General features: G+C 42.9%; 21 protein-coding genes. 3 read left to right on the forward strand and 18 right to left on the reverse strand.

Features of this window, described 5'->3' with window-relative positions; genetic code table 11:
• Positions 1-283 precede the first annotated feature (283 nt).
• From H8716_RS10970 to H8716_RS10995, 6 genes are all read right to left on the reverse strand, one after another.
• The gene (locus tag H8716_RS10970; protein ID WP_249308876.1) at positions 284-1,249 is read right to left on the reverse strand and encodes an ABC transporter permease; all 966 of its coding nucleotides are present in this window, start codon (positions 1,247-1,249) and stop codon (positions 284-286) included.
• A gap of 12 nt (positions 1,250-1,261) precedes the next feature.
• A complete protein-coding gene (locus tag H8716_RS10975; protein WP_249308877.1) occupies positions 1,262-2,758 on the reverse strand; it encodes a sugar ABC transporter ATP-binding protein in 1,497 nt (498 codons plus the stop codon).
• Positions 2,759-2,770: 12 nt separating this feature from the next.
• Positions 2,771-3,709: an ABC transporter permease gene (locus H8716_RS10980; protein ID WP_249308878.1), complete on the reverse strand. Its 939-nt coding sequence runs from the start codon at positions 3,707-3,709 to the stop codon at positions 2,771-2,773.
• Between the two features lie 179 nt (positions 3,710-3,888).
• Entirely contained in the window at positions 3,889-5,031 is a 1,143-nt protein-coding gene (locus H8716_RS10985; RefSeq protein WP_249308879.1) for a sugar ABC transporter substrate-binding protein, read from the reverse strand.
• Positions 5,032-5,143: 112 nt separating this feature from the next.
• Positions 5,144-6,754 (reverse strand): AraC family transcriptional regulator, encoded by a 1,611-nt coding sequence (locus tag H8716_RS10990; RefSeq protein ID WP_249308880.1) that lies wholly within the window; start codon positions 6,752-6,754, stop codon positions 5,144-5,146.
• Positions 6,714-8,567, reverse strand: coding sequence for a sensor histidine kinase (locus H8716_RS10995; protein ID WP_249308881.1), 1,854 nt, complete (start codon positions 8,565-8,567; stop codon positions 6,714-6,716). Before H8716_RS10995 ends, H8716_RS10990 begins: the two co-directional genes overlap by 41 nt.
• Positions 8,568-8,778: 211 nt before the next feature.
• On the opposite strand from H8716_RS10995, the gene H8716_RS11000 reads away from it, so the two are divergent.
• The 3 genes from H8716_RS11000 (at position 8,779) to pyk (ending at position 11,968) form a co-directional block, all read left to right on the forward strand.
• The gene (locus H8716_RS11000) at positions 8,779-9,639 is read left to right on the forward strand and encodes a PHP domain-containing protein (RefSeq protein ID WP_249308882.1); all 861 of its coding nucleotides are present in this window, start codon (positions 8,779-8,781) and stop codon (positions 9,637-9,639) included.
• Positions 9,629-10,447 (forward strand): Cof-type HAD-IIB family hydrolase, encoded by an 819-nt coding sequence (locus tag H8716_RS11005; RefSeq protein WP_249308883.1) that lies wholly within the window; start codon positions 9,629-9,631, stop codon positions 10,445-10,447. The genes H8716_RS11000 and H8716_RS11005 overlap by 11 nt, the downstream gene beginning before the upstream one ends.
• Before the next feature lie 90 nt (positions 10,448-10,537).
• Complete coding sequence (gene pyk, locus H8716_RS11010) at positions 10,538-11,968, forward strand: pyruvate kinase (protein WP_249308884.1); 1,431 nt, start codon at positions 10,538-10,540, stop codon at positions 11,966-11,968.
• A 79-nt stretch (positions 11,969-12,047) separates the two neighbouring features.
• On the opposite strand, the gene H8716_RS11015 is transcribed toward pyk, so the two are convergent.
• The 12 genes from H8716_RS11015 to H8716_RS11070 form a co-directional block, all read right to left on the reverse strand.
• Complete coding sequence (locus H8716_RS11015) at positions 12,048-13,358, reverse strand: anti sigma factor C-terminal domain-containing protein (protein WP_249308885.1); 1,311 nt, start codon at positions 13,356-13,358, stop codon at positions 12,048-12,050.
• Complete coding sequence (locus H8716_RS11020; protein ID WP_249308886.1) at positions 13,348-13,839, reverse strand: RNA polymerase sigma factor; 492 nt, start codon at positions 13,837-13,839, stop codon at positions 13,348-13,350. Before H8716_RS11020 ends, H8716_RS11015 begins: the two co-directional genes overlap by 11 nt.
• Before the next feature lie 139 nt (positions 13,840-13,978).
• The gene (locus H8716_RS11025) at positions 13,979-14,542 is read right to left on the reverse strand and encodes a methylated-DNA--[protein]-cysteine S-methyltransferase (RefSeq protein WP_249308887.1); all 564 of its coding nucleotides are present in this window, start codon (positions 14,540-14,542) and stop codon (positions 13,979-13,981) included.
• A 128-nt stretch (positions 14,543-14,670) separates the two neighbouring features.
• Complete coding sequence (locus H8716_RS11030; RefSeq protein WP_249308888.1) at positions 14,671-16,182, reverse strand: ATP-binding protein; 1,512 nt, start codon at positions 16,180-16,182, stop codon at positions 14,671-14,673.
• A 12-nt stretch (positions 16,183-16,194) separates the two neighbouring features.
• The gene (locus H8716_RS11035) at positions 16,195-17,577 is read right to left on the reverse strand and encodes a vWA domain-containing protein (protein ID WP_249308889.1); all 1,383 of its coding nucleotides are present in this window, start codon (positions 17,575-17,577) and stop codon (positions 16,195-16,197) included.
• A 13-nt stretch (positions 17,578-17,590) separates the two neighbouring features.
• The gene (locus H8716_RS11040) at positions 17,591-18,496 is read right to left on the reverse strand and encodes a leucine-rich repeat protein (RefSeq protein WP_249308890.1); all 906 of its coding nucleotides are present in this window, start codon (positions 18,494-18,496) and stop codon (positions 17,591-17,593) included.
• 56 nt (positions 18,497-18,552) lie between these two features.
• Entirely contained in the window at positions 18,553-18,789 is a 237-nt protein-coding gene (locus tag H8716_RS11045) for a hypothetical protein (RefSeq protein WP_249308891.1), read from the reverse strand.
• A 171-nt stretch (positions 18,790-18,960) separates the two neighbouring features.
• Positions 18,961-19,728 carry a 5'-nucleotidase C-terminal domain-containing protein gene (locus tag H8716_RS11050; protein ID WP_249308892.1) on the reverse strand — a complete coding sequence of 256 codons (768 nt, stop codon included), beginning with the start codon at positions 19,726-19,728 and terminating at the stop codon, positions 18,961-18,963.
• A gap of 121 nt (positions 19,729-19,849) precedes the next feature.
• Positions 19,850-20,689 carry a DegV family protein gene (locus H8716_RS11055; RefSeq protein WP_249308893.1) on the reverse strand — a complete coding sequence of 280 codons (840 nt, stop codon included), beginning with the start codon at positions 20,687-20,689 and terminating at the stop codon, positions 19,850-19,852.
• A 199-nt stretch (positions 20,690-20,888) separates the two neighbouring features.
• Complete coding sequence (gene htpG, locus H8716_RS11060) at positions 20,889-22,958, reverse strand: molecular chaperone HtpG (protein WP_249308894.1); 2,070 nt, start codon at positions 22,956-22,958, stop codon at positions 20,889-20,891.
• Between the two features lie 160 nt (positions 22,959-23,118).
• A complete protein-coding gene (locus tag H8716_RS11065; RefSeq protein ID WP_249308895.1) occupies positions 23,119-23,607 on the reverse strand; it encodes a DUF5721 family protein in 489 nt (162 codons plus the stop codon).
• Complete coding sequence (locus tag H8716_RS11070; protein WP_249308896.1) at positions 23,585-24,553, reverse strand: tRNA dihydrouridine synthase; 969 nt, start codon at positions 24,551-24,553, stop codon at positions 23,585-23,587. Before H8716_RS11070 ends, H8716_RS11065 begins: the two co-directional genes overlap by 23 nt.

The raw sequence follows: 24,553 nt of genomic DNA on the forward strand, positions 1-24,553 counted from the left end.
AAGGCTAAGTTTAAGTTGGGATGATAACATTTCAACCTCCGACAATTATGATACCTTAATTATATCAGATATATGATTTTACGACCACTTTTTCAGTGGCGTCCTTTAGGTGGCGAGGAACAAATTAGTATCAGTGGTGGGAGTCAATCCCCATCTGATATAGCCTCCGGCAGGATTGCAGAGATGCGCAAAAGAAATATGTCATGCTTTGCATGACGCGCATCTCGCAGCAAGAATGCCGAGGCATTCTTGAAAAAAGCCAGAAAACTCCGTCCTCAATAGCTTATTTTACAATCATTCCTGTCTTTCTGTCGCTGAACAGTGCCACTTCGATCAGGAAGATGATACCAAGGATCAGCTGCTGTAACTGTGTCGGGATCATCAGCATAACCAGACCACTGGAAAGTACTTTGTAGGTCATAACACCAAGGATGATGTTATAGAATCTTACTTTTGCACCACCGTTTACCGGCATTCCGCCAAGTACCAATGCGATCATAATCTGTGTCTCAAGCTGATTACCCGCTGTAGATGTTACAGATCCTACTTTTATTGAGTTGATAAATGCTGCCAGTCCGGTAATGCATCCTGCTGTCATATAGATCAGCATCTTGGTGCGCTCTACGCGAATACCTGCAAATCTTGCTGCAGTCTCTCCTGCTCCGATGGCTTTTAGTCTGGATCCAAGTCCTGTATAAGTAAATGCCAGATAAGCTACTACAAAGATTACAATCGTAAATGTCAGCATAAATGGCAGTGTATTATATTTGGAAATATCACTGACACCATATACAGGGGAGTTAGTAGTCGCATATGCACACACTCCACGGAACAGATACATATTACAGATTGTTACAATGAAGCTGGTGATTTTACGTTTTACATTAAAATATCCGTTCATCAGACCGATCAGTCCACCGGTCACCACGCCACCGATAATAGCAAGAATAATATTATAATGTGACAGCCAGCATACTACGATGGAGCATACGCCCAGCATGGATCCCTGCGAGAAATCCAGTCCACCCATGGTCATGACCATGAATACTCCAATGGATGAAATCAGGAGCATATAGGACTGACTCAGCAGCAGAGAAATATTTTTCGGTTTAAACAGCTTTCCATCTGTCAGAATTGCAAACAATACACAGATGATTACAAATCCCGCGATCGGAAGAATTGTTCTTACTATGGGCCGTTCCAGAAAAGGAATCTTTTCTGCCGACTCTTTTTTTACTGTTGATTCCATTCTATGTACCCCCTAAATCATATTATCAATCAAATCCGTATCCCGAAGTTCTTCGGAACGCAGGAATTCGCCATTTATCTTACCATCTTTCATAATCAGAATACGGTCTGCCATACCCAGCAGCTCCATGATCTCTTCTGAAATCATGATAATGGACTTTCCTTCTTTACGCATACGGTTCATCATCGCATAAATATCTGCTTTTACTTTGACATCGATACCACGGGTCGGGGAATCCAGAATAATCAGGTCTGAATCTTTACCGATCCATCTTGCCAGAACAACCTTCTGTTTGTTACCACCGGAAAGTGCGGAAACGAACTGGTCTACACCAGTCATCTTGGTACTCATCTGTTTTGCAAATTTGTCTGCAAATTCCTTCATTGTTTTGCCACTTAAAACGCCGCCCTTTTTCAAATCCTCCAGTGACGGCAGGCAGATATTTTCACAAATGGTATCATTAATGACCAGAGATTCATTATCTCTGTCCTTGGATGCATAAGCCATACTGTGTTTGATGGCATCCGGAATGGAATTGATCGGTGTTCCATCACCCAAAGTTACACTTCCCTCACGGAAGTAAGACGCTCCAAAAATAGCTTTTCCAACTTCATGCATACCGCATTCGGAAAGTCCGCCGATACCAAGAATCTCGCCCTTGTGAAGTTCCAGAGATAAGTTGTCAATCTGCCCCTTTACGCTTACATTTTTTACGGAGATAACTACTTCATCTGAGATCTTCTCGCCGTAATCGGTACGATAATAATTGTTACCGATCTCACGTCCTACCATGAGCTGTTTCAAACGGTCAGTTGTTGCTTCTTCTTTGGTAATTGTTCCAATATAAACACCGTCTCGCAGTACGCTGATCTGGTCTGACTGTTCAATTACTTCTTCCAGGTCATGGGAAATAAAAATAACACAACTTCCCATATCACGCATCTTGTGCATTACCTTGAAAAGTTCTTCACGGCCTTTCTGTCCAAGTGCTGTGGTAGTCTCATCAACAACCAGTATCTTAGGATTGAAATAAGTAGATTTTACAATTTCAATCAGCTTACGGTCTTCAAAATTATAATCATCAATGGTCTTAGCCGCATCGATATAGTTGAATCCATAGCTGTCCAGATATTCCTGAGCCTTTTTGTTCATAGCTGCGGTATTTTTGATACCAAATTTCGTAAACTGATCCTCATTGCCAAGGAAAATATTTTCTGCTACGGTCAGACCGGACAAGGTTCCGATCTCCTGTACAATAATTGCCACACCCTGATGATTACCGTCAACCTGATTTGCTGCTGAGACTTCTTTGCCATCCAGAATAAAGGTGCCGGAATCTTTTTTATAAATACCAGTCAGACAAGAAGTCAGAGTGGACTTTCCAGATCCGTTTTCTCCGATCAGTGCATGAATCTCACCTTTATTAAAGGTAATGGAGACATGATCCAGAGCATGTGTGATTCCAAAATGTTTATCAATTTTTTCTGCTTTTAATAATACTTCACCCATACTGTCTCCCTCCTATTTCACAACCGCGCCTTTAACCGGCTTGGTAGTAAGTGCTACAATCAGAAGCAGTGCTGCACCGGTTACCACATTCTGAATAGTGGTTGGTGCTCCCAGTGCTACGAATCCGTTAAACATCAACTGAATGATCATTTCACCGATGACAATGGCGATTACCGGATGACCATACTTCTTAAATGCCAGTCCGAAGAAAGTTCCCATCAGAGGTGTGAAGTTTCGGCTCATGGATGACAGGTTGGATGCAGATGTCATGGATGTTCCGAAGCTGATGGTCAGGATTGCCTGAAGTCCGAAGAACAGACCTGCCAGAGTGAACGCCACTACTTTGTACTTTGGTACATTTACACCCATGTTCTTAGCAATAACTTCGTTGCTTCCAATTGCGTAAGTATAAGTACCAACCTTTGTGTACTTCAGAATAAATGCACAGAGCAGATATGCAAACACAGCCAGAATCAGGTTTGCCGGATAATCACCGAAAGCACGGAAACCAATATCCAGAATTACATTCTTACCATTTGTAGCATATACACTCAATGCCTCATAGATCAGAGACAGTGCAACGGTAACGATCAGGGAAGAAATATGTAACTTAATATAAACCAGACCATTGATCAGTCCGATCAGGGTACCACAGAGGATCGGTGCAATAATCAGTCCCAGGTATCCAAAACGTACACTTGCATTACATGCAATAATTGAGGAAAGTACAATGTTCGCACCCACACTCATATCAAAAGGTCCCATTACGCAAATGAAATACAGACCGCAGCCGCCTACTGCATAAATCAGTGCCGACTTCATATAAGTTGCCAGCTTGTCCGGTGATCCGAATGTCGCCGGAGCCAGAAGTTTAAATATGGCCCAAAAAGCCACCAGCATCACCAGCAAAAGTATAATACCGAAATACTGGTTTTGTTTCAGTTTTTTCATATCTGTTCTCTTTCTCCTTTCTGGTGATCCGACGCAGGGATCTACGCGGAACTTTTTCCTCTCTGTGTTCAGAGAAGGACACAACACGAGCCACACGGGCCGCTGCCACTATACAGCCGGTCATCCGGTGGCTCGTTTTGAATTCTGCCTGGCTATGAGGACAACCTCATCAGGCCATACTAGTTGCTGTGTCTTGAGATTACGTCGTCGATAGACAGTGATGTTGCTGCTTTGTTCAGATCATCAAAGCTGTAACCTGCCATTTCTACGATTTCTTCATCTGTATAAGGATCAGCATCTACGAAGTACTGTTCATAGTTTGCATAATCTTCTGGGGAAGATACATACAGGTATGGGAAGAGGATCTCATAACCGAATGTTCCTTCATCTTTAACATAGTTGCCTTTGATTGCATTGTATGTGGTAAGGAATGCAAACAGAGGGTCACAGAAATGTCCGCCTGATTCAGCAAACATTCCGCCGCTTTCAAGCTGTGCAGCCAGGTCATCCAGGAAGTCTGTAGATACAACGTCGATCTTACCTGTCAGTCCTTCGTTAGCAAATGCACCAATAGATCCTACCAGTGGATCTCCGCCGCCGCCAGCAACGATCAGAGCGTCCATATCTGGATTAGAGTTATAGAGAGATAATGCTGCTGCTGCGCCTTCTTCTGAAGAAGTATTTGCATATACCGGCTCAGTTAAAGTTGCCTGATCATCTGGATTTGCTTCGTTCCATTCATCAACGGCTTTCTTGTAACCTGTCCATCTCTGCTGGAATGTAGCATCACCAACGGTCCATGCTTCCAGACCGATGTTACGGTCGCCGTTTTCCAGAAGAAGATTTACCAATGTGTAACCATTGGTTACTTCGTCTTCATGAACTGCTCCAAGGTAATATGGAGAATTGCATGCTGTCTGATATACTTCCGGGCTGTTCTCTTCAGAGATAATACGGAAGAACTGTGTCAGGTATACGCTGTTAGCATCACATGTCTGAATTGCAGATGTCATCTCGGAGTCTGCTGAGTTACAGATGATGATACCATCACATCCTGCTGCACATAACTGTTCTACAGAAGCGGTAACCTGCTCAGATACATGTCCCTGGTCTACGTACATTACGTTTACGCCAAGTGCATCAGCGGCTTTATCGATGATCTTCTTACACTGGCTTCCCAGAACGTCTGTAGAACTCCAGATAGAAACACCGATTGTGATGTCATCTTCTGCTGCTACAGGAACTGCTGCGGATCCAGCAAAGGATGCTACCATAGCTGCTGTCATCATAGCTGCTGTGACTTTTTTCATTGATTTTCTCATTTTTCAAAAACCCTCCCTTATTTTTTCAGCCGGACTGTGATTTATCTACCCGACTAAGTATGGTTTTATTAAATCACAATCCGGCTGGATCTGTTAGGACATATTTGCGTTTCTAATGTTGCACATTTTTGTTACGGTATTCACTGGGACTGATTCCCATCTTTTTGCGGAAGACTCTGCTGAAATAGTGGTAATCGTCGTATCCCACCAGGAAAGCAATTGCTTCCAGCTTCCGATCTGCCTCTTTCATCAGCTCTGCCGCTTTTTCCATGCGGATTCTTGTCAGGAAGGCAATCACGGATTCTCCGTAAGTGCGGCTGAAGGTTCTGGACAGATGGCTGGCATCCAAATGATACTTTTCTGCAAGTTCAGTCAGTGTAATATTCTCTGGATAATTTTCCTCAATATGACGGTGAATCTGATCCATAAGATCCGGTACCGAATCGGACTGTCTCTGGTCTTCCTTTTCACTCATACTTTCCAGCATAATGTTCAAAGTGACCATCAGTTCTCTGGCATTGAGACACTTCAGATAATAGTCTGCCGTCTCCATAGATTCTTCCATCAGATTCTGAAACTGAGGCCGTTCCTTCCGGACATAGGCATAAAACACATTATTAATTCTTCCTATTAACTGTTTTACTTCCAGATAAGTCCAGCCTGCTTCCACGCATTTCTCCAGTCCCATCGTTTCAAAGATCAGTTTCTGTATGCTGCCGTTCTGTCCTTCCCGCAAGTAGCGCAGCATTTCTTCATCCATTCTGGAATGCATGCTTTTCGGAGTCATACGCTGATTTATCGCATCTGTCTCTGTGCAGAACTGGATACTGTGTACTCGCCGGAATGGGCGAAGCACCAGCACCGAAATCAGTTCCCGATAGATTTTTCCAAGATTCTTCCAGATGTTCTCCTCAGACTGCCTGTCATTCTGATATAGAACCACTGAAACCGGACCATACTGTTCCACCGGAAATGCCTCTTCTACCCGATGGGCGAACTCCTGTACCCTCTGATGGTCACTGTTTCCAACCATAATAAATTCACTCATCTTCTGAGTATAATGAAAAACCTGAATTTTTTCTTTTTCAAGGCATTCCTGTAACAGCTTCTGCTTAATATCCCAGGCAGCCTGCAAAATATCATGGTCTGATTTCTCCGTAATATCTGCTATGTCATAATATTTTATCAGTGCTACTGTATTCCCAGACATCTGGCTGTCAAAACCGTCCACCGTATATTCTCTTCCGTATAGCTGATTGTTCAGAAGTGCAGAAAAAGCTCCGTCTGACAGAACAGAAGCTGTCCTGTCTTCCCGTTCTTTCTGCTTCCTACGTTTCTCAAGGATATCCATAATCTTGCGGATCACCTGTTCCAGATCTTCTCTCCCTACCGGTTTCAGAAGATAGTCAATTCCTCCAGACAAAAAAGTCCCTTTTACTTTTTCAAAATCATCATATCCACTGACTGCAACCGTCACCACCTCAGAATACTCTGTCTGCATTCTCGACAGCAGCTCCAGCCCGTCCATAAATGGCATATTAATATCTGTCAGAAGGATATCCGGATGCTCCTGTGCCATACGTTCCAATACTTCTTCCCCGTCACATGCAGGTTCCAGGAATTCCATTCCGTAGTCTCCCCACGGCAAAAGGTTTCTTAAATTCTCCCGGCTCCAGTACTCATCATCTGCAACCAGTACTCTGATTTTTTCCATATGGCTCATAATTTTCTCCTTCTTGTTCTTCTTTTTTCTTCAATATCGGAACTCGGATACTTACCTTTGTGCCTTCTCCCATCCTGCTGTCAATCAGAATTCCATATTCCTCTCCAAAAACTCTTTTCAGCCTTGCATTTACGTTTAAAATACCAATTGATACACCGGTCTCCACCCTCTTCGGATCATTCTTTTCCAGAAGATGATTCATCTCCTCTGCGTCCATTCCTGTTCCGTTATCTTCCACACAAATCAACAGAAGTCCGTTTTCATGAACTGCAGAAATGGTCAGTTTCTTATCTTTTCTGCGCACATTGCGAAGTCCGTGGGTGATGGCATTTTCTACGATTGGCTGCAGACAGATGCGTGGGAGCTGATCCTGCAGGGTCTCTTCTGCAATCTGATATTCATATGACACATCTGATCCACTGCGTACATCCATCACATACAGATAATTTTTTACGTGTTCCATTTCTTTCTGAACTGTGGAAAACTCATCTGTCATATTCAGACTGTACCGAAATACCGCTGACAGGGAATGACACAGCCCACTGACCAGAGGACAATTCTGTGCAGTAGCTATCCCACTCATGGTATTTAAGGTATTATACAAAAAATGCGGGTTAATCTGCGCCTGTAGCATCTTGTATTCTGTCCGCTCCACCAGAAGACGGTATTTGTACTCTTCCTGCGCCATGGCTTGTACCCGGTCCAGCATATCATTAAATTCCGTTCCCAGCACCTTCAGTTCTTCCGACCAGCCTACAGGCTGTACACGAAGCTGTGTCTCCCCATTTTTGATACGTTCAATTGTCTCCAGCATCTGCTCTGTCGGTCTGGTCAGCCATTGGGACAAAAACATCACAAAAACACACACTACCACTAGCATCATGCCCATAATTACCATCAGGGAACGGGTCAGAGATCTCTGTGTGGCTGTCAGCAGTGACTGGGAAACCAGTGCACATGCCTCCAGATTGTTTTCTGTCTGTCCCACATGGATTAGATAATAATCTTCGTATTCCTGCTCCAGTGTATTGCTGTCATAGTAATTCTGGATTACACGGGATAACTGCTTTTGGATCCGTTTCTGATCGTCATTTGCGTCTCCCGTAGTCACAATAGTTCGATCATTTACAGGCTGCATCCAGAGATATACATGAGACAAATCCACGTATTTATTCATAATGGACGCAAATGCCATGCTGTCAATTTCACATACCAGATAACCAATCTTCTGCCGTTCCTCATCATAATTATGCAGTTTTAACACAAACCGTATAATATCTTTTTCTTCCAATGGATTATAATATCCGGAGATCATCAGATCCGTCCGTTCCCCATTGACATATTCCAGCACCCTTTCCGTATTGGCATCATATTCACTTTTGTAAATATCCCGCGGAAACATCTGACAGTTATAACGATAGGCACTTACCAGCTGATTATTTGCATCATACAGATACATGGCCATCAGTCGGTCTTCCGAAGAAAAACGCTTTCTTCCAAGATACCAGTTTCTCCACCAGTAGCCATCTGCCGGCACCTTTTCCTGACTTCCTTTTGCAACTGACCGTAATTCCTCAATCAGATCATACTCGCTGTATATAGTCAGCATCTCTGTCCTGATATTACGGACAAAGGTCATCAGCTCGGCCTGCATCTTAGTCAGCGTATTTTCATTATCCGCAATACTTTCCGTTCGGATCTGTCTCTTCAGAGACTGCTGAAACAGAAAGGTCTGCATCAGAAGTGCTGCCATGACACAGCCTACGCAAAATATCATAATCGCCTTGCGCATGGTCCATCCACTATTTTTCAACCTCTTCCCCCCTCATTCCCTACTTCATTTCTCTTTCTATGGTATCGTTCCTGCTTTACTTTGTCAATTTTTTAATTACTTGTATTTGATCACTTTTTCGTTTATGATGATACCAGAGTCATAAGCCAGAAAACACGATATGCGAATGTTGGACAGGCTTGTGAGAGTACGAAGCAAACCTGATGGTATCTTTACATATCTGGAGACATTTATGAAACAAAAACTGATTGATTTACATGTGCATTCTACTGCTTCTGACGGGACTTTTTCCCCATCCGAACTGGTCAGATATGCACTTTCCAAAGGACTGTCTGCATTTGCACTGACGGATCATGACAGTGTTGCCGGTCTGGAAGAGGCTCTGGAGGCCGCCTGTGGCACTTCTCTGGAAGTGATAAAGGGCATTGAATTTTCCACTGTCTGGAAGGGCAGAGACATCCATATCGTAGGGCTGGACATTGATCCAGAACACCCAGTTTTCAAATCACATCTGGAACACTTTCTTTCTTCCAGAGATACACGGAATGTCCGAATGATTGAAAAAATGCAAAAGGACAGCATTGGGATCTCTATGGAACAGATGCAGGAACGTTTCGGTGATACGGTCCTGACCCGTGCACACATTGCCCGTTTTCTCATGGAACATGGCTACGTAGCACAGATGTCAGAGGCATTCGACCGTTACTTAAGTCCCGGCTGTCCTTATTATATCGAAAGAGAAAAGGTCACTCCACAGATGGCTGTATCCCTGATTGCTTCTATCGGTGGAATTCCTGTACTGGCACATCCAATGCTGTATCATCTCAGCGACGCACAGCTTAAAGATTTGATTCATACATTAAAACCATGTGGTCTGATTGGAATCGAAACTGTATACTCGACTTATTCCGAAGAAGAAACTGCCTATATCCAGGATCTGGCATCTGATACTGGTCTTTGTCAGTCCGGAGGTTCTGATTTTCACGGAGCCAATAAACCCGGACTTGATCTGGGCTGTGGCTATGGGCATCTGTCTGTTCCATATGATTTCTTAGATAGACTGCGAGAAAGAAGGAGACACCATGAATACTGACACAAAAATTCTCTTTACCGATCTGGATGGCACTCTGTTGAATGACCAGAAGCAGATCTCCGCGGGAAATCTGACTGCCATTCATATGGCTCTGGAAAATGGACATAAAATTGTCATCTCCACAGGCCGCGCTCTTGCAAGCGCAAAGAAACAGGCTGAGACTCTGGGACTTATCATGCCAGGATGCTATATTATCGCATTTAACGGTGCCTGCATCTATGACATTCATGAGAAAAAAATTATTTTCTCAGAAACAATCCCTTTGGATTATGTGTACCATCTTTTTGAAGAGGCTCACAAGCTGAATATTCATATTCAGACTTATGATGACACACAGGTTCTCACTGAATCTGAAAATGACGACCTGTTCCGTTACTGTCACAACACCGGCATGGAATATAAAGTCATATCCTCTGTCCGTAGCGAACTGATTTTTTCCCCTTACAAAGTACTGGTGATTGACTATCAGCATCACGAACCTCTGGTTCAGTTCCAGGAACAAATACGCACCTGGGCTGAAGGAAAAATTGATTTTTATTTTTCCTGTAATGAACTGTTGGAGATTGTCGCACCTGATATCTCAAAGGGCAATGCGATCATCCGTCTGTGTGAGCAGCTTCAGATTCCACTGGAGGCTACCATCTCAGCAGGTGATGCAGATAATGATATCTCCATGTTACAGACTACCCATACCAGCGTAGTTATGAAAAACGCAGATCCGCATATGCATGCTTACGCCACTTATATTACCGAACAGGATAATAATCATGACGGAGTTGCAGAAGCTATCTATAAATTTATGCTGTAAGATTGTAAGAGTACGAAGTATGAGGCAGTCTGCGCAGCATCTGTTATCCGTTAATATCTATTTCATTTACAAGAAAGCGAGGATGTATTTATGAAAAAAACAAAAATTATCTGTACTCTTGGACCGTCTACCGATAAACCGGGTGTTCTGGATGCCCTCATTGATTCCGGTATGGACGTTGCAAGATTTAACTTTTCCCACGGAGATCATGAAGAACAGAAAAAACGTTTTCTGGAACTGAAACGAGCACGAAATAAAGCAAAAAAACCGATTGCAGCCCTTCTGGATACCAAGGGACCAGAGATCCGTCTGAAAGATTTCAAAGAAGGAAAAGTTGTTCTGGAAAAGGGTCAGACCTTCTCTCTTACCACACGTGAGATCGAAGGAGATTCTTCTGCTGTAGCCATTACTTACACCAATCTTCTTCACGATGTGAAGCCAGGTGACAGCATCCTGATCGATGACGGTCTGATCGGGCTGACCGTTAAAGAGATTACCGATACCGATATTGTCTGTACTGTAGAAAACCCGGGACCTGTATCCAATCACAAAGGTGTTAATGTTCCAAATGTATCCCTGACTATGCCGTTTATCAGTCCGAAGGATCACGACGATATCCTGTTCGGCATCAAAATGGGATATGATTTTATTGCCGCATCTTTCACCAGAAATGCCAACGATATTCTGGAGATCCGCAAGATTCTGGAAGAAGAAGGCTGTGATACCATTCGCATCATTGCCAAGATCGAAAACAAAGAAGGTGTAGATAATATTGATGAGATCCTGAAGGTTGCCGACGGTATCATGGTTGCCCGTGGAGATATGGGTGTGGAGATTCCTCTGGAAGATCTTCCTGCCATTCAGAAACGTCTGATCAAAAAAGCCATGTTTGCAGGAAAGATCGCAATCACTGCTACACAGATGCTGGATTCCATGATCAACAATCCTCGTCCGACCAGAGCAGAAACCACCGACGTTGCCAATGCTATCTACGACGGCACCAGTGCTATCATGTTATCAGGCGAAACTGCTGCCGGTAAATATCCGGTAGAGACTTTGCAGACCATGGTTCGTATTGCAGAAAGAACAGAAAGTTCCATTAACTATGTCAACCGTTTTAATCATCGTTCTACAGAAGCCAACCATGACAGCGTGACAGAAGCCATCTCCTATGCCACCTGCTCCACAGCTCATGACTTAAATGCAGCAGCTATCGTAACAGTAACAAAATCAGGAAGCACTGCACAGATGATTGCCAAATTCCGTCCGGACAGCCCAATTATCGGATGTGCGACGCACCCACATGTATGTAGACAGTTAAGTCTGTGCTGGGGCGTGATCCCAATCCAGACCAAGGAAGAACAGGATACCTTCGAACTGTTTGAACACTCCATTGATGAAGCAACCCGCGCAGGACTGTTAAAAGAAGGGGATGTGGCAGTTATCACCGCAGGTGTTCCTCTTGGATGTCCTGGAACCACTAACCTGATCAACGTACATGTAGTTGGGGAAGAATACTAATTTCTAAATTTTACCGGGTGCACCATCAGATGCACCCGGCTTTTTATTAAATATTTTCTGTTTAATTTCAGATTTCTGTTTAATTCCAACTCTCTGGCACGATTCCTATGATATCATCCATCTCCAGCATTTTCTGCATATCTGCCTTTGTTGCAATGCAGGAAAATCCATAAGAGCTGATGCCATTCTCCTCAATATAATCCGCTATACTCTTGTCAAATATGCCACTTGTATATTCCTCCATCATATTGACAAATTTGTGCTGGTCTCCCATATACCGCAGCATGCTGACCAGATGCTGAGTCATCACCGATTCATCCTGCATTTTTTTCTTTACATTTTCATAGTCCGCATCATCGTATCCTTCTTTTTCATATAAGCTCAGTTCCGGATATTTTTCGTTCAATGATACCGGTGTCATGGACTGCGGTGTATCATAGTCATATCCAACCGTTACTCCCCCGTCCTCACTGCCATAGACAGCAATCCATACAAGCGATGGCCAGGCATCCTGTTCTTTCAGGGAATTCAAGATCTCATTTACCTCTGTAAATGTCTTTGGCCGGTCAAAGGATACATAAGCCTGATACATGGTATTATCATCCTCCAACTCAGCAATGGCCTCCTGTCCGTCCTCCAATGTTCCGTAAAACCACTGGTTGTAAATCGTCAATTCTCCATCTTCTTCGACCACATTTTCTTTCATCTGGGATACAAAATCTCGATCCCGGTCCAGACCGTATCCTGCAAAATAATTGACTGGTGGTCCTTGAAGATAATTCGGATTATACAGCTCCAGTTTGCCCTTTCGAATCTGTCCGGCTGTAGCAGTTCCCCGCTTCGTTCCAAAACTGATGGACGGCGTAATCAGAATCTGATAATTTCCGTATCCATTGGAAAATGCCTGTAAATTATCACTTCCCTTGCACGGAAGCCCAAGCTCTGCATACACATGAAAATCCATACCGATCTGAGAATAGGAAGTCTCATAAGTGATATCTCCAGATTTTGTTTCTACCATATCAGTTTTCGTCGGATTATAGTAAAGAGAAGACATCAGCGGTGACATGCCAAACTGTACAAAGAGAACTACTGCCAGCACCGCTCCACCTACCACCATTCCCATTCTTCGAAAGCTTCTGTGAATGGATTTTTTTACATAGGCTTCAAACTCTTTTGCCGAAGCTGTGCTCTGTTCCATCTTCTCTTTTGTATCTGCCTGTTCATCACCATCTTTCGCGAAAAAATCCTCATCCAGATCGTCCATCAGCCGGTCTGCCAGATAATCACTGATGGCTTCTGTCTTTTCAATCTCTGCTTCTACTTCTTTTGTTTCTTCTTCCGTCAGCTGCTGTTTCTTATATCGTTCTATCTTTTCTCTATAGCTCATATCCATCACCCTCCATCTCATTTCGTAACTGCTTTTTCGCCCGATATGCCAGCACTCGTACATTTTCAGATGTCAATGACAGAACTGCTGCAATCTCTTTAATACTCATTTCTGAAAAATAAAACAATTCCAGTATCTCCCTCTGTCTGTCCGGCAGTTTCATCATTGCCTGATACAGTTGCTTTTTCTGCTCATTCTGTATGACATTTCCAAGAATGGTCTCTTCCGATATCGCCAGTTGCTCATCCAGTTCTGTCTCCCGGTTTCGTTTTCGTAATTCATTCAAACAGGTATTTCTGGCTACTTTATAAAGCCAGGCTCGTATGTTGGTATGAGAATCTGAAAGAGAGAGAAGCGCTTTTAAGAATACATCCTGCATCAGATCTTCTGCCAGCTCCCTGCTCTTACACAGAGAATACAGATACAGATAGATCTCCGATGCATAGCGTCCGTAAAACTGCCGCAGCATCTCACTGTCCATAAGCACTCCTCCCTCCTCTTTTGGTTCTTCTATAGATATAACACACCAAGATGGAGTTTGTTACAATATTTTTATCATTCTGTCTTATTTCGTATTTTTACAATCCAAATGTAAATGATATATACACCTCCAACGAATATCATAAATTTTCTGTTAAGAAAGAAACCATCTCACCGGCTGTTACTTTTTGAGGAAGAAATAAGCGCCTCATATCCGCATGTTCCAGTTCAAGCAGTGAAATTTTTTTATCAATTCCTCCTGCATATCCTGTCAGATTTCCATTTGCTCCCACTACGCGATGGCAAGGTATGATAATGGCTATTTCATTATGGCCAACAGCACCACCAACTGCCTGTGCAGACATATGGCTGATTTTTTTCATCTCAGCTATTTTTCGGGCAATTTCTCCGTAGGAAATCGTCTGACCGTAGGGTATCTGTAATAAGATTTCCCACACCTCCTGTCTGAATTCTGATCCGGCAGGATGAAGATGCGGAGTAAATTTCGGTTCTTCCCCGGCGAAATACATATCCAGCCATTTTTTTGTCTCTGTGAGAATCTCTGTCTCCTGTTGGATATGCTCATCCGGAAGTGTGTCTGCAAAATAATTCTGTCCTTCAAACCACAAACCGGTAAGCCCGATTTCATCCGCAGCCAATAGAACATCCCCTAATGGTGACTTATATTTGCATATATATACCATATTTCCCCCTTTCCGCTTCATTGAATACTTTTCCGGTATTTCAAATATTCGGTAAATTTTTCTGCTGCCGGTGCCAGTTTTTCTGTCCTTCATCACCAGTGCAATCTCCCGGAAATAAGGTTCTGTATTTACTCTATCATCTCTTCGATCTCATTCAGTTCCTGCATAATTCCCTTCTGGCGTTCGCTGAACAGCAGGCTTTTGTTATACTGATAGTAGCGGTCGCAGCCGTTCTGATCCACGTACCAGACTGCATAGTAGTCGGTATTTAATTCGGTCAGGAAAATAACCATTTCCTGGCTGTCTCCAAAGGTTTTTTCCATAAAATCGAAAGCGTAATTCAGAATCTGATCGGTAGCTTCGATGATCTGTTCTCTCTGCTGTGTCTCTGCTACGAATTTTTCTTTGATACATACAAAGGCATCTTCGCCATCCCGGTGTGCAGTCTTTACTTCATCCCGGTATGTTTCCAGTCTCTGCTGAATCTGTATCCTCCTGTGAAGGCTGTCTTTATCCAGCTGTTCTGCCTTTTTCAGCTGCTCCGTTTCTGAATCATACTGCTGGCACAGGTCTTCCAAAATGCCGAATACCTGCTCCGCCTCCATCCGGCTCTTTACCTGCTTCATTTTCTCATATAATTCTGTTACCAACGCATCCACCTCAGAGGACTTTCGGAAGTATTCATGGAGTCTTGCGATCAACAGACCAATAACGCTGAGCTTTTCATCAAAAGCAGCTCTGCGGATCTTATCGCAGGCTTCTTCGGTGATATGTCCCTGCAGGATCTCTTCTACCTTATAGTCCCTCTGGTACTTGTAATACAGCTCCAGATAATTGGCAAAATCTTTTGCAATCTTCCAGTGCTGAATATACTGATAGATCACCTCTCTGTCCATCGACAGCCCCAGTTCTTCATAGACACTGATCATCTGGGACAAATCCTCCCATCCACGGGCAGTGGCAAACATCTTACCATCTACTGTGGTCTCCACCCGATAGAAGTTCTCTTTCTTCAATTCCAGATAAGAGATCACCGCCTGATGAACCCCTGCCTGATATGCATATTCCTTCCAGACAGAAAAATCTGCTTCCACATCGATTTTCTTGATACGATCCAGCGTCACCACATCAAATTCCCGTACCGAACGGTTATATTCCGGTGGATTTCCTGCTGCTACAATCACCCAGCCTTCCGGCACTTTCTGATTGCCGAAGGTCTTGCACTGCAGGAACTGCAGCATGGTCGGTGCCAGTGTCTCGGATACACAGTTGATTTCATCGATAAAAAGAATTCCTTCTTTTAACCCGGTCTGTTCGATCTTATCATACACAGATGCGATAATCTCGCTCATGGTATATTCTGTCACGGAATATGTTTTTCCACCAAATTCTTTTTCCCGGATAAATGGCAGTCCCACGGCACTCTGTCTGGTATGGTGCGTGATAGTATAAGATACCAGAGCCACTTTACATTCCCGTGCCACCTGCTCCATGATCTGAGTTTTTCCAATTCCAGGAGGACCGATCAGCAGAAGCGGTCTCTGACGGATCGCCGGTATACGGTATTCTCCATATTCATTTTTATTTAAATAAGCACAAATAGAATGCTTGATCTCTTCTTTTGCTCTCTTGATATTCATAATCTGACTCCTCTATAGCTTCTGTTTCATGGCAGCTTTTTCCAGTACATCTCTGTCTAACACAACCTTCATTGCCCACGGCGGCACATCTGTCTCCGACTGTTCCTCATCCATAAAGATAAATGCCGTCTGAAATGGCGGCATCCGCTTTGGGTAAGTACCGAATCCGTCGGTAAAATACAACAGTCCTTTCAGGTTGGAAAACTCTTTTTTTCTGCATAATTCCTGTACGTAAGTAAATGCCGGACGGAAATCGGTTCCGCCTCCTCCTGCTACTTCAAAATGCTCCATATAGTCTTTTAATTCTTCCTCGGAAGTAATCTTCACATCTGCCTGCACTTTTTCATCACACTGAATAATGTGGATATTGATCTTCCGGAAGAAGCTTTCCTGCTCTTTTAAAATGCTGTAGGTTTCTTCCAGAAATGCCTTTACCAGATCCCCGGAACAGGACATGGAAGTATCGATGACAATGGCAAACTCTTCCACCTTCATCACTTCTCTGGATTCCTGTGGCTCGATCAGTGGCATATTGCCATACATGGACAAGCCGTAACTATAAAAAATATAATCAAAATTGTCCGGATCAATTTGCATCTCTTCCCGCAGCACAGCAAACTTCCGCAGAAATGTCCGGTAATCGATGGTTTCACGGTTTGCCACCTTCAGCTGATCCCTCAGATTCCCTTCTGCATCCACTGCCTCTTTGGAAAAGGAATTCAGATCCGTCTCCATTTTCTCGCTGATATCTTTCCACTTGTCCCGCTGCTGTTCGGTCTTTGGCTGCTGATCCTGATGATTCACCCAGTAACGGTGATCATCCACAGTAAACTCCCGCACCAACTGTTGCAGTTTCTTATCTCCAGGCAGTTCTGTAGTCAGCACATGATAGATGCCTTCTGCCGTCAGCACATTCAGTTTCTTTCGCAGTTCCTTATAGGTACTCTCTCTCAGCCAGGAAATGGGTACCGTGACACAACGGATCTGCATACCGTCAATAATTGACTCCATAGCAATATCACATGCCAGATTCCAATAAATCTCTTCTTCCTTAGGTGGCGTAAATACATGACAGAACAAACAATGCAGTACCATATGCAGATAAGCACGGTTCACACGCTTTCGGTCATCTTTGTAATAGCTCCCAAGATATCTGGCATTATAATAGATCACGTTCCCGTCTGTGGCAATGGTATCCACCGTGCTGTCCATAGCATAATCCAGAGAAGACAGCGCCACATCCAGAAAACGCATATGCAGATATAGTTCATTTCGTGCGGTAAACAGAATATGCCGTCCAACAGCTTCCATACGCCGAGTGAATTCTTTTTGCGCCTCTTCCCATTCTTCCACCGACTGACGTTTGTGGATATTTACTTCGTTTTCTTTTTTCATATCCGCTTTCCTTTTACAGATCAAATGTTTTCTTCTTTTTTCCAAAATGATGATGCTTGTAATCCATCAAAACGCTCTGGATCTCCAGCCGTCCCTTTGCATTGGCTTCTTCAATCAGGTCTGACAGTTCCTCTTCCTGCCAGTCGATAAATCCGGTAAGGAACTCCAGCGTCTCATTCTGTTCGAACTCAATACACCAGCCTGCTGCCGACATCCGATGCTCCATAAGATACGACTGATAGACGCCTTCTGCATCCTGAGATAATCTCGCTTTTTCCATCAGTCTGGTCACTGCCAGTTCGATACAGAAATCCTCACTCTCCAGATTCTGTGCTTCCTGAAAAAGCCGGTCATATTCTCCAAACTGGAATACACCATCTTGAAAGCACTGGCGGTAACTGTATCCAGAGCCATGAAACTGAGTCTCCAGCTGACGTGCCGGGGTATTTTCTACTGCTTCTTCATAATATTCCGGGAACAGCAGTGTGCAGACCGCATTGGGATAAACTAGTTTTACTTTCATTTCATGATGTACTTCACTGAGCACATCCTTCATGCAATACCCTTCTGCCTGCTCCATCCGGAAGGTCAGATTTTTCAGATGACGACATCCTGTGAATGCTCCTCCTGCAATATCATGGGTACGATGACTGAGAGTCAATGCTTCCAGATAATAGCATCCATAAAAAGCATAATTCCCAATCTCCCGTACTGTATCCGGGAGTACAATTTCTTTTACCTGATTGCCACAAATTGCTGCTTTCTGATCCGGTTTCCTCCTTGCCTGTGAAAAAATATACGGTGCCAGTACTGTTACCGGCATACCTTCGATCTGCGCCGGCACTTCAATCCGTTCCTCTGTCCCATAACATCTTTTTAACAAAATCTCATTTTCTTTTACGTCATATTCAAATTCCATAGCTGCTCCACTCACTACGAAAGGCGGGGAACCATTCTCCCCGCCTTCTTGTTCTCTTATTCTTCATCCAGTCCATCCAGATAATCATCAATGACACCTGTGGATACCTCATAGCTCTTTGCTACCGGTACATGAAACCTGTTATATGCAGAAAATCCAATCCAGCAGACAACCAGTGCACATACCACATAGCCACCAATCTTCCATGCGAAACGCTCTCTCTTCTTCTTACGCATGATCTTCTGTCTGTTCGCCTTTTCCTGCTTATATTTATCAACCTTTGCCTGACTCATACTATTACTCCTGTTATCATTGTCTGCACTTTACAGACCAGACTCGGAAATCTCAGTTCCTTTTTTTATTATATCACAGTGTCACTGACTTTTCATCCCTTTTTTTCAGAATCAGAATCTATTTGCAGGTTCTCTTATTCTTTTGTGGAATACAATTACAAAATATCAGATTTAAAAACTAACACTGCAATTCAACGCTCCACCGGTCTTTGTGTTTTTCATATACACATTAATATATCCATGCGCTTTGGCTGAAATATTGCCTATCGGAAGTGTAATAGAAGATACTGGTTTTAATGTGCAGTATAATCTGCTTTCGTTTTCATTATTGAAGCTCACAGATACACCTGATACTGCCCAGCCTTTTGCCGCTTTGCAAGTGATCTTTGCACCCTTTGTTGCTTTTACTACTTTTGCGCCGGAAACATATGCCTGTTTCTTCATTCCCGTTGCAAAATTAGTACTCTTATTGCCTTTTAATCCTGTTACTGTCAGACTGGAAAGCGGATTAGAGTATGGCAATACTTTCACTGTAGATGCATAAGTCTTATTTCCTACTTTGAAAGATATTTTTGCTGTTCCGGTCTTCCTTGCATTAAAAGATATATTTGCTGATTTACCGCTATTCTTATATCCCTTCATTCCTTTTATAAAAGACTCGCTCTGAGAATTATAAATCGAATGATTAAGAGATTCTAATGCAACTACAGAAGAATTACTGGTCTTTACACTGGACTTGGCAATTTTCTGCTTTGCTGAAAGTCCGCTCACATAGATATTTCCCCAGGTTGACGCATATTTATCTTTTGAGCTAAGATAAAGCACCTGTTTTTTTTCATAACTCAATCCACCTGATGCACCGACAACAGCCGGCATCATGGTAACCAGCATTGCAACTGCCAATAATACACTTGAAAGTTTCTTTAACATTTTTTTCATATTCTTTTCTCCCTCCGAATTTATTAAATAGTCAAACCTGCCAAAACTATTCATAAATTCATTATAGAATTTTGCTAAAAAATGTCAATATTTTTCTGTTTTATAATGCATATTTATTGTTTTATACTACGGCAATAATTCCTCCGTCGTTGGCATACATGCTGCTGACTCCCGCAGTATCTACTACAATAATATCCTTCAGATGCAGTCTTTTGCTCAATTCTTCTTTCATCATTTCTGCACGTTGTGGACAGTTGCAGTGAGAAATTGCCAGAATCCGATCCTGATCATGTCCCACATATTCCACAATAGAATCTACCATCTTCACCAGTGCTTTGTTCATGCCTCTCGCCTGAGCAAGCTGTTCAATGGTGCCTTCTGGTGTGGAAGTCATAACCGGCTTGATCTTCAGAGCCGTTGCCAGAATTGCCTTCATATGGCTGAGGCGACCGTTCTTGCGAAGAGTATCCAGGTTCTCCAGCACAAACCAGGTTTTCTGCTTCGCAATATAAGCTTCCACATGCTCTACCACCTCTTCAAAACTCATGCCCGCTTCTTCACATTCCTGAATCTTCAGACCAATCAATGTCTCTCCCACAGATGCGGAACGGGAATTGAATACATACGCTTTCTTCTCAGGATGTTCCTCCAGAAACAGGTTCTTTCCAAGTTCTGCACTGTTGTAAGAACCACTCAGTTCAGAAGAAAGTGTCACTGCATAAACGTGTTCTGCGCCACAGTCAAACTTATCACGAAAACTCTCCGGTGACGGGCATGCCGACTTCGGACAGTTCGGGCTCTCTGCTACCAGTCTCAGGAACTCTGACTGCCGGAATGTCTCATCGTCTACTATCGTATGTTCATCTACGTATAATGTTAAAGCTGCGGATGCGAAATGACCATCTTCTTTCATCTTCTCTGTCAATTCACCGCAACTGTCAATAATAATCTTATAACTCATTTATTTCATCCTCCGGCTCTAAGACCTAGTTTTTAATACTACATTATAGTAACACATATATTCCCATTTGAAAAGGGGGAATTCCTGCTAATCTTTTTAACTCTTTAAAAGCAAACAGACCATTCAGTCGGATGATGAGTTCCAACTGAATGGTCTTCCTGATTTGCTGTCCTTATTCAGATATTCTCCTGATATCTTCTTACTGTACCAGTTTTGTCATGATCTCATTACTTCTTGCGATGAATTTAGTCATGGCTTCTGGTGAAAGTGGTGCATGGCTGAGCATAGCCAGATCATACAACTGTTCACAGATCATCGGTACATATTCTCCATCTTTATGTTCCAGAATGTACTGTACCAGATGGTTCTTCGCATTCAGCACCAGTGTCTCCGCTCCACCGAACATAGCAGGATCCATGCCACCCATATTGTACATCTTCATCATATCCTGCATACGTCTGCTCTCTTCTGAGAGGGTAATCATGGATGCAACAGATTCATTCTTCAGGTTCTCTACTTTCACATCCAGATTTTCTTTATCCAATGCTTTACGGAATACATCAATAAGAGTATCTACTGTTTCCTTCGTTATTTCTTCTGCATCTTCTGCCTTTAAGGTATCATTTACATCAGCGTCAATGCGCTTAAACTGTACATTTTCCTTCTTCTGTTCTACCAGCGAAATAAACGGGGAATCAATATTATGTTTCAGAATCACCGCATCCAGTCCTTCTTCTTTGAACATATTGATGTACTGGCTCTGCTGTACTTCATCTGTCACATAAAACAGTGTGGTCTTCGGTGCATCTTCTTTCTTATCCAGATCTTCTTCAAATTCTGCATCGTCCTTCTTGTCTGCAGTCTCTGCGTTTTCTGTGCTATCTTCTTTCTTATTCTCTGCAATAAAATCATCCAGAGTCAGATACTTGCCTTCGATATTCTTAACCAGAATGTAGTCCATCATACGGTCACTGAACTTGCTGTCCTTGATACAACCATATTTAATGAACGGGCTGATATCATCCCAGTATTTTTCATAAGATTCACGATCTGTCTTGCACATACCACTCAGCTTGTCAGCTACCTTCTTGCTGATATAATCAGAGATCTTCTTTACAAATCCGTCATTCTGCAGTGCGCTTCTGGATACATTCAGTGGCAGATCCGGGCAATCGATCACACCTTTCAGAAGCATCAGGAATTCCGGAATTACTTCTTTGATGTTATCTGCAATAAATACCTGATTATTGTACAGCTTAATGGTTCCTTCGATGGAATCGTACTCAGTATTGATCTTCGGGAAATACAGAATACCTTTCAGGTTAAACGGATAATCCATATTCAGATGAATCCAGAACAGCGGCTCCTTGTAATCCAGGAATACCTTACGATAGAATTCCAGATACTCTTCATCTGTACAATCATTTGGATGCTTGGTCCAGAGTGGATGCGTATCGCTGATGGAAACCGGACGCTTCTTAATCTTCGCCTTTTCCTGTGCCGGAGATACTTCTACGACTTCTTTCTCACCATTCTCGTTTTCTTTTTCTTCTGTCTTGGCGTCTTCATGAATATATTCCACTACTTCGTCCGTATCCAGTACTTCTTCTTTCAGAACTGTCTCGTACTGTGGTTCTGCATCTGCATTGGTCAGGAAAATCTCGGTCGGCATGAAGGAGCAATACTTTTCCAGTACCTCACGTGCACGATATTCATTGGCAAACTCCAGACTCTCTTCATTCAGAAACAGGGTAATCTCAGTACCGACTGTAGTACGGCTGCCAGTCTCCATCTGATAGCTTGTACCACCATCACATTCCCAGTGTACCGGCTCTGCACCTTCCTTATAAGATAAAGTATCAATATGTACTTCATCTGCTACCATGAATGCGGAATAGAATCCCAGTCCGAAATGACCGATGATCTCATCTCCATTGGCATTATCTTTGTATTTTTCAATAAAATCTGTGGCACCTGAAAAAGCTATCTGTGTAATGTATTCTTCTACTTCTTCCGGTGTCATACCAAGGCCATTATCGATGAACTTCATGGTCTTATTCTTTGCGCTGATGACCACTTCCACTTTTCCCTTGTAATCATCCGGCATAGTGTAATCACCGATCAGTGCCAGCTTCTTCAGTTTCGTAATGGCATCACATCCGTTAGATACCAGCTCACGCATGAAAATATCATGATCGGAATAAAGCCACTTTTTAATAATCGGAAAAATATTCTCACTGTTAATAGAAAGACTTCCTGTTTTGTTCATAGTAATCACCTCTCGTAAAATTTGGTTGTATTCTTACGGGGTCTCTTCCCCTCACCATTTAACAAGAGTATAATACCAGGAAAATGAGATGTCAAGAGAAAATTAGCACTCATCTATGGCGAGTGCTAATAAACTTTTTATAAAATACTTTATCTTCTTTTTATAAAAAAGCGTTCAGATACTTTTTCACTGCATCATCCCAGGCATGCTCTACAGTTTTATCCATAGAAAACAAGGTCAGTGATGTTCCTGAAATACAATATAAGTCCCCTCTGGAAAAATTCAGGTTCAGAAACAGACCATCTACATCTGCCGGGGAAAACGCTGTAATTCCTGTCTGCAGAAGGAGTTTTTCCACATTTGAATCTGAGAGGCGAAAGATAATTTTAAACTCCAGCGGTGTGTGCGTTCCCTTTATCAGACTCAGCGCAAATGGCCGGATCTGTTTCCACAGGGAAAAACGCTGTTCTCCCATACCGGATTCTTTCAATTCCTCTCCGGAATAATAGGCATGCTGTAATATGCCATCGATATGAAAAGTATTAAACGTCACAAAGTTTGCTTCAGACAGCAAAAATGCGTCAAAATACTCTGATAGAAACAGCTTATTCATAAATAATTTTATATCAGCAATTTGAATAGATATCATTTTCTTTGATCTCACATTCTTCAAATATTAATCTGGCGGCCTGTTTATAATCCGACAGATGTTTTGCTTTTTTCAGTTTCCCAGCCTGTTTTCCCGGGTTATCAAACAGTTTTATCATATAGCACCAGATCTCTTTTAATTTAAAGAGTACAACTGTCTCTCCTGACAGTTCCCTGCTGTAGACTTCTTCCAGATCATCCAGGAAATTCCATATTCTCTGCTTATCCGGCAACGTACTCTGCTGCAGATTCTCTATCAGTTGTGGATTACGAAGCACACCTCTTCCCATCATGTAGCGCGTGATATCCGGGAAACGCGTTTGAATCCGTTTCAGATCTTCTGCTGTCTGGATATCCCCGTTATAAATAATCGGGAACTTCCGGCATTTTGCAGCTTTCTCAAACGCGTCCAGATCTGGCGTATTGCCATAAAAGTCCTTCTGAGTTCTCGGATGGACTACCAGTTCTTCCAGCGGATACTTCTCATAGATTTCTAAAAGCTGATCAAATTCCTCTGCTGCATCTCTGCCGATTCGTGTCTTTACAGAGATCTTCAGATCTGTCTTTTCAAATACCCGATACAGGAATTCATCGATCTCCTCCGGAAATGCCAGAAACCCAGAACCACGGTTCTTGGATACCACCGTCTTTGCCGGACATCCCACGTTCCAGTTGATCTCTGTATAGCCATATTCCTGCAAATGCCCTGCGGTCCATAAAAAATCTTCCCACTTGTTGGTCAGAATCTGTGGCACCACCGGAATGCCTTCATTATGCTCCGGCAGAATATCTCCCAGTTCTCTTCCTGTAAAGATCTTTTTTGCATTTGGCTTAGGCTCAATAAAAGGAATATAATATTTTCTCACCCCTGGAAAATGCCTGTGGTGTACACCTCGAAACACATATCCTGTGATTCCTTCCAGCGGAGCAACATCATATTGATTCAT

It is taken from the genome of Jingyaoa shaoxingensis (assembly GCF_014385005.1).
GTDB classification, from domain to species: Bacteria; Bacillota; Clostridia; order Lachnospirales; family Lachnospiraceae; genus Marvinbryantia; species Marvinbryantia shaoxingensis.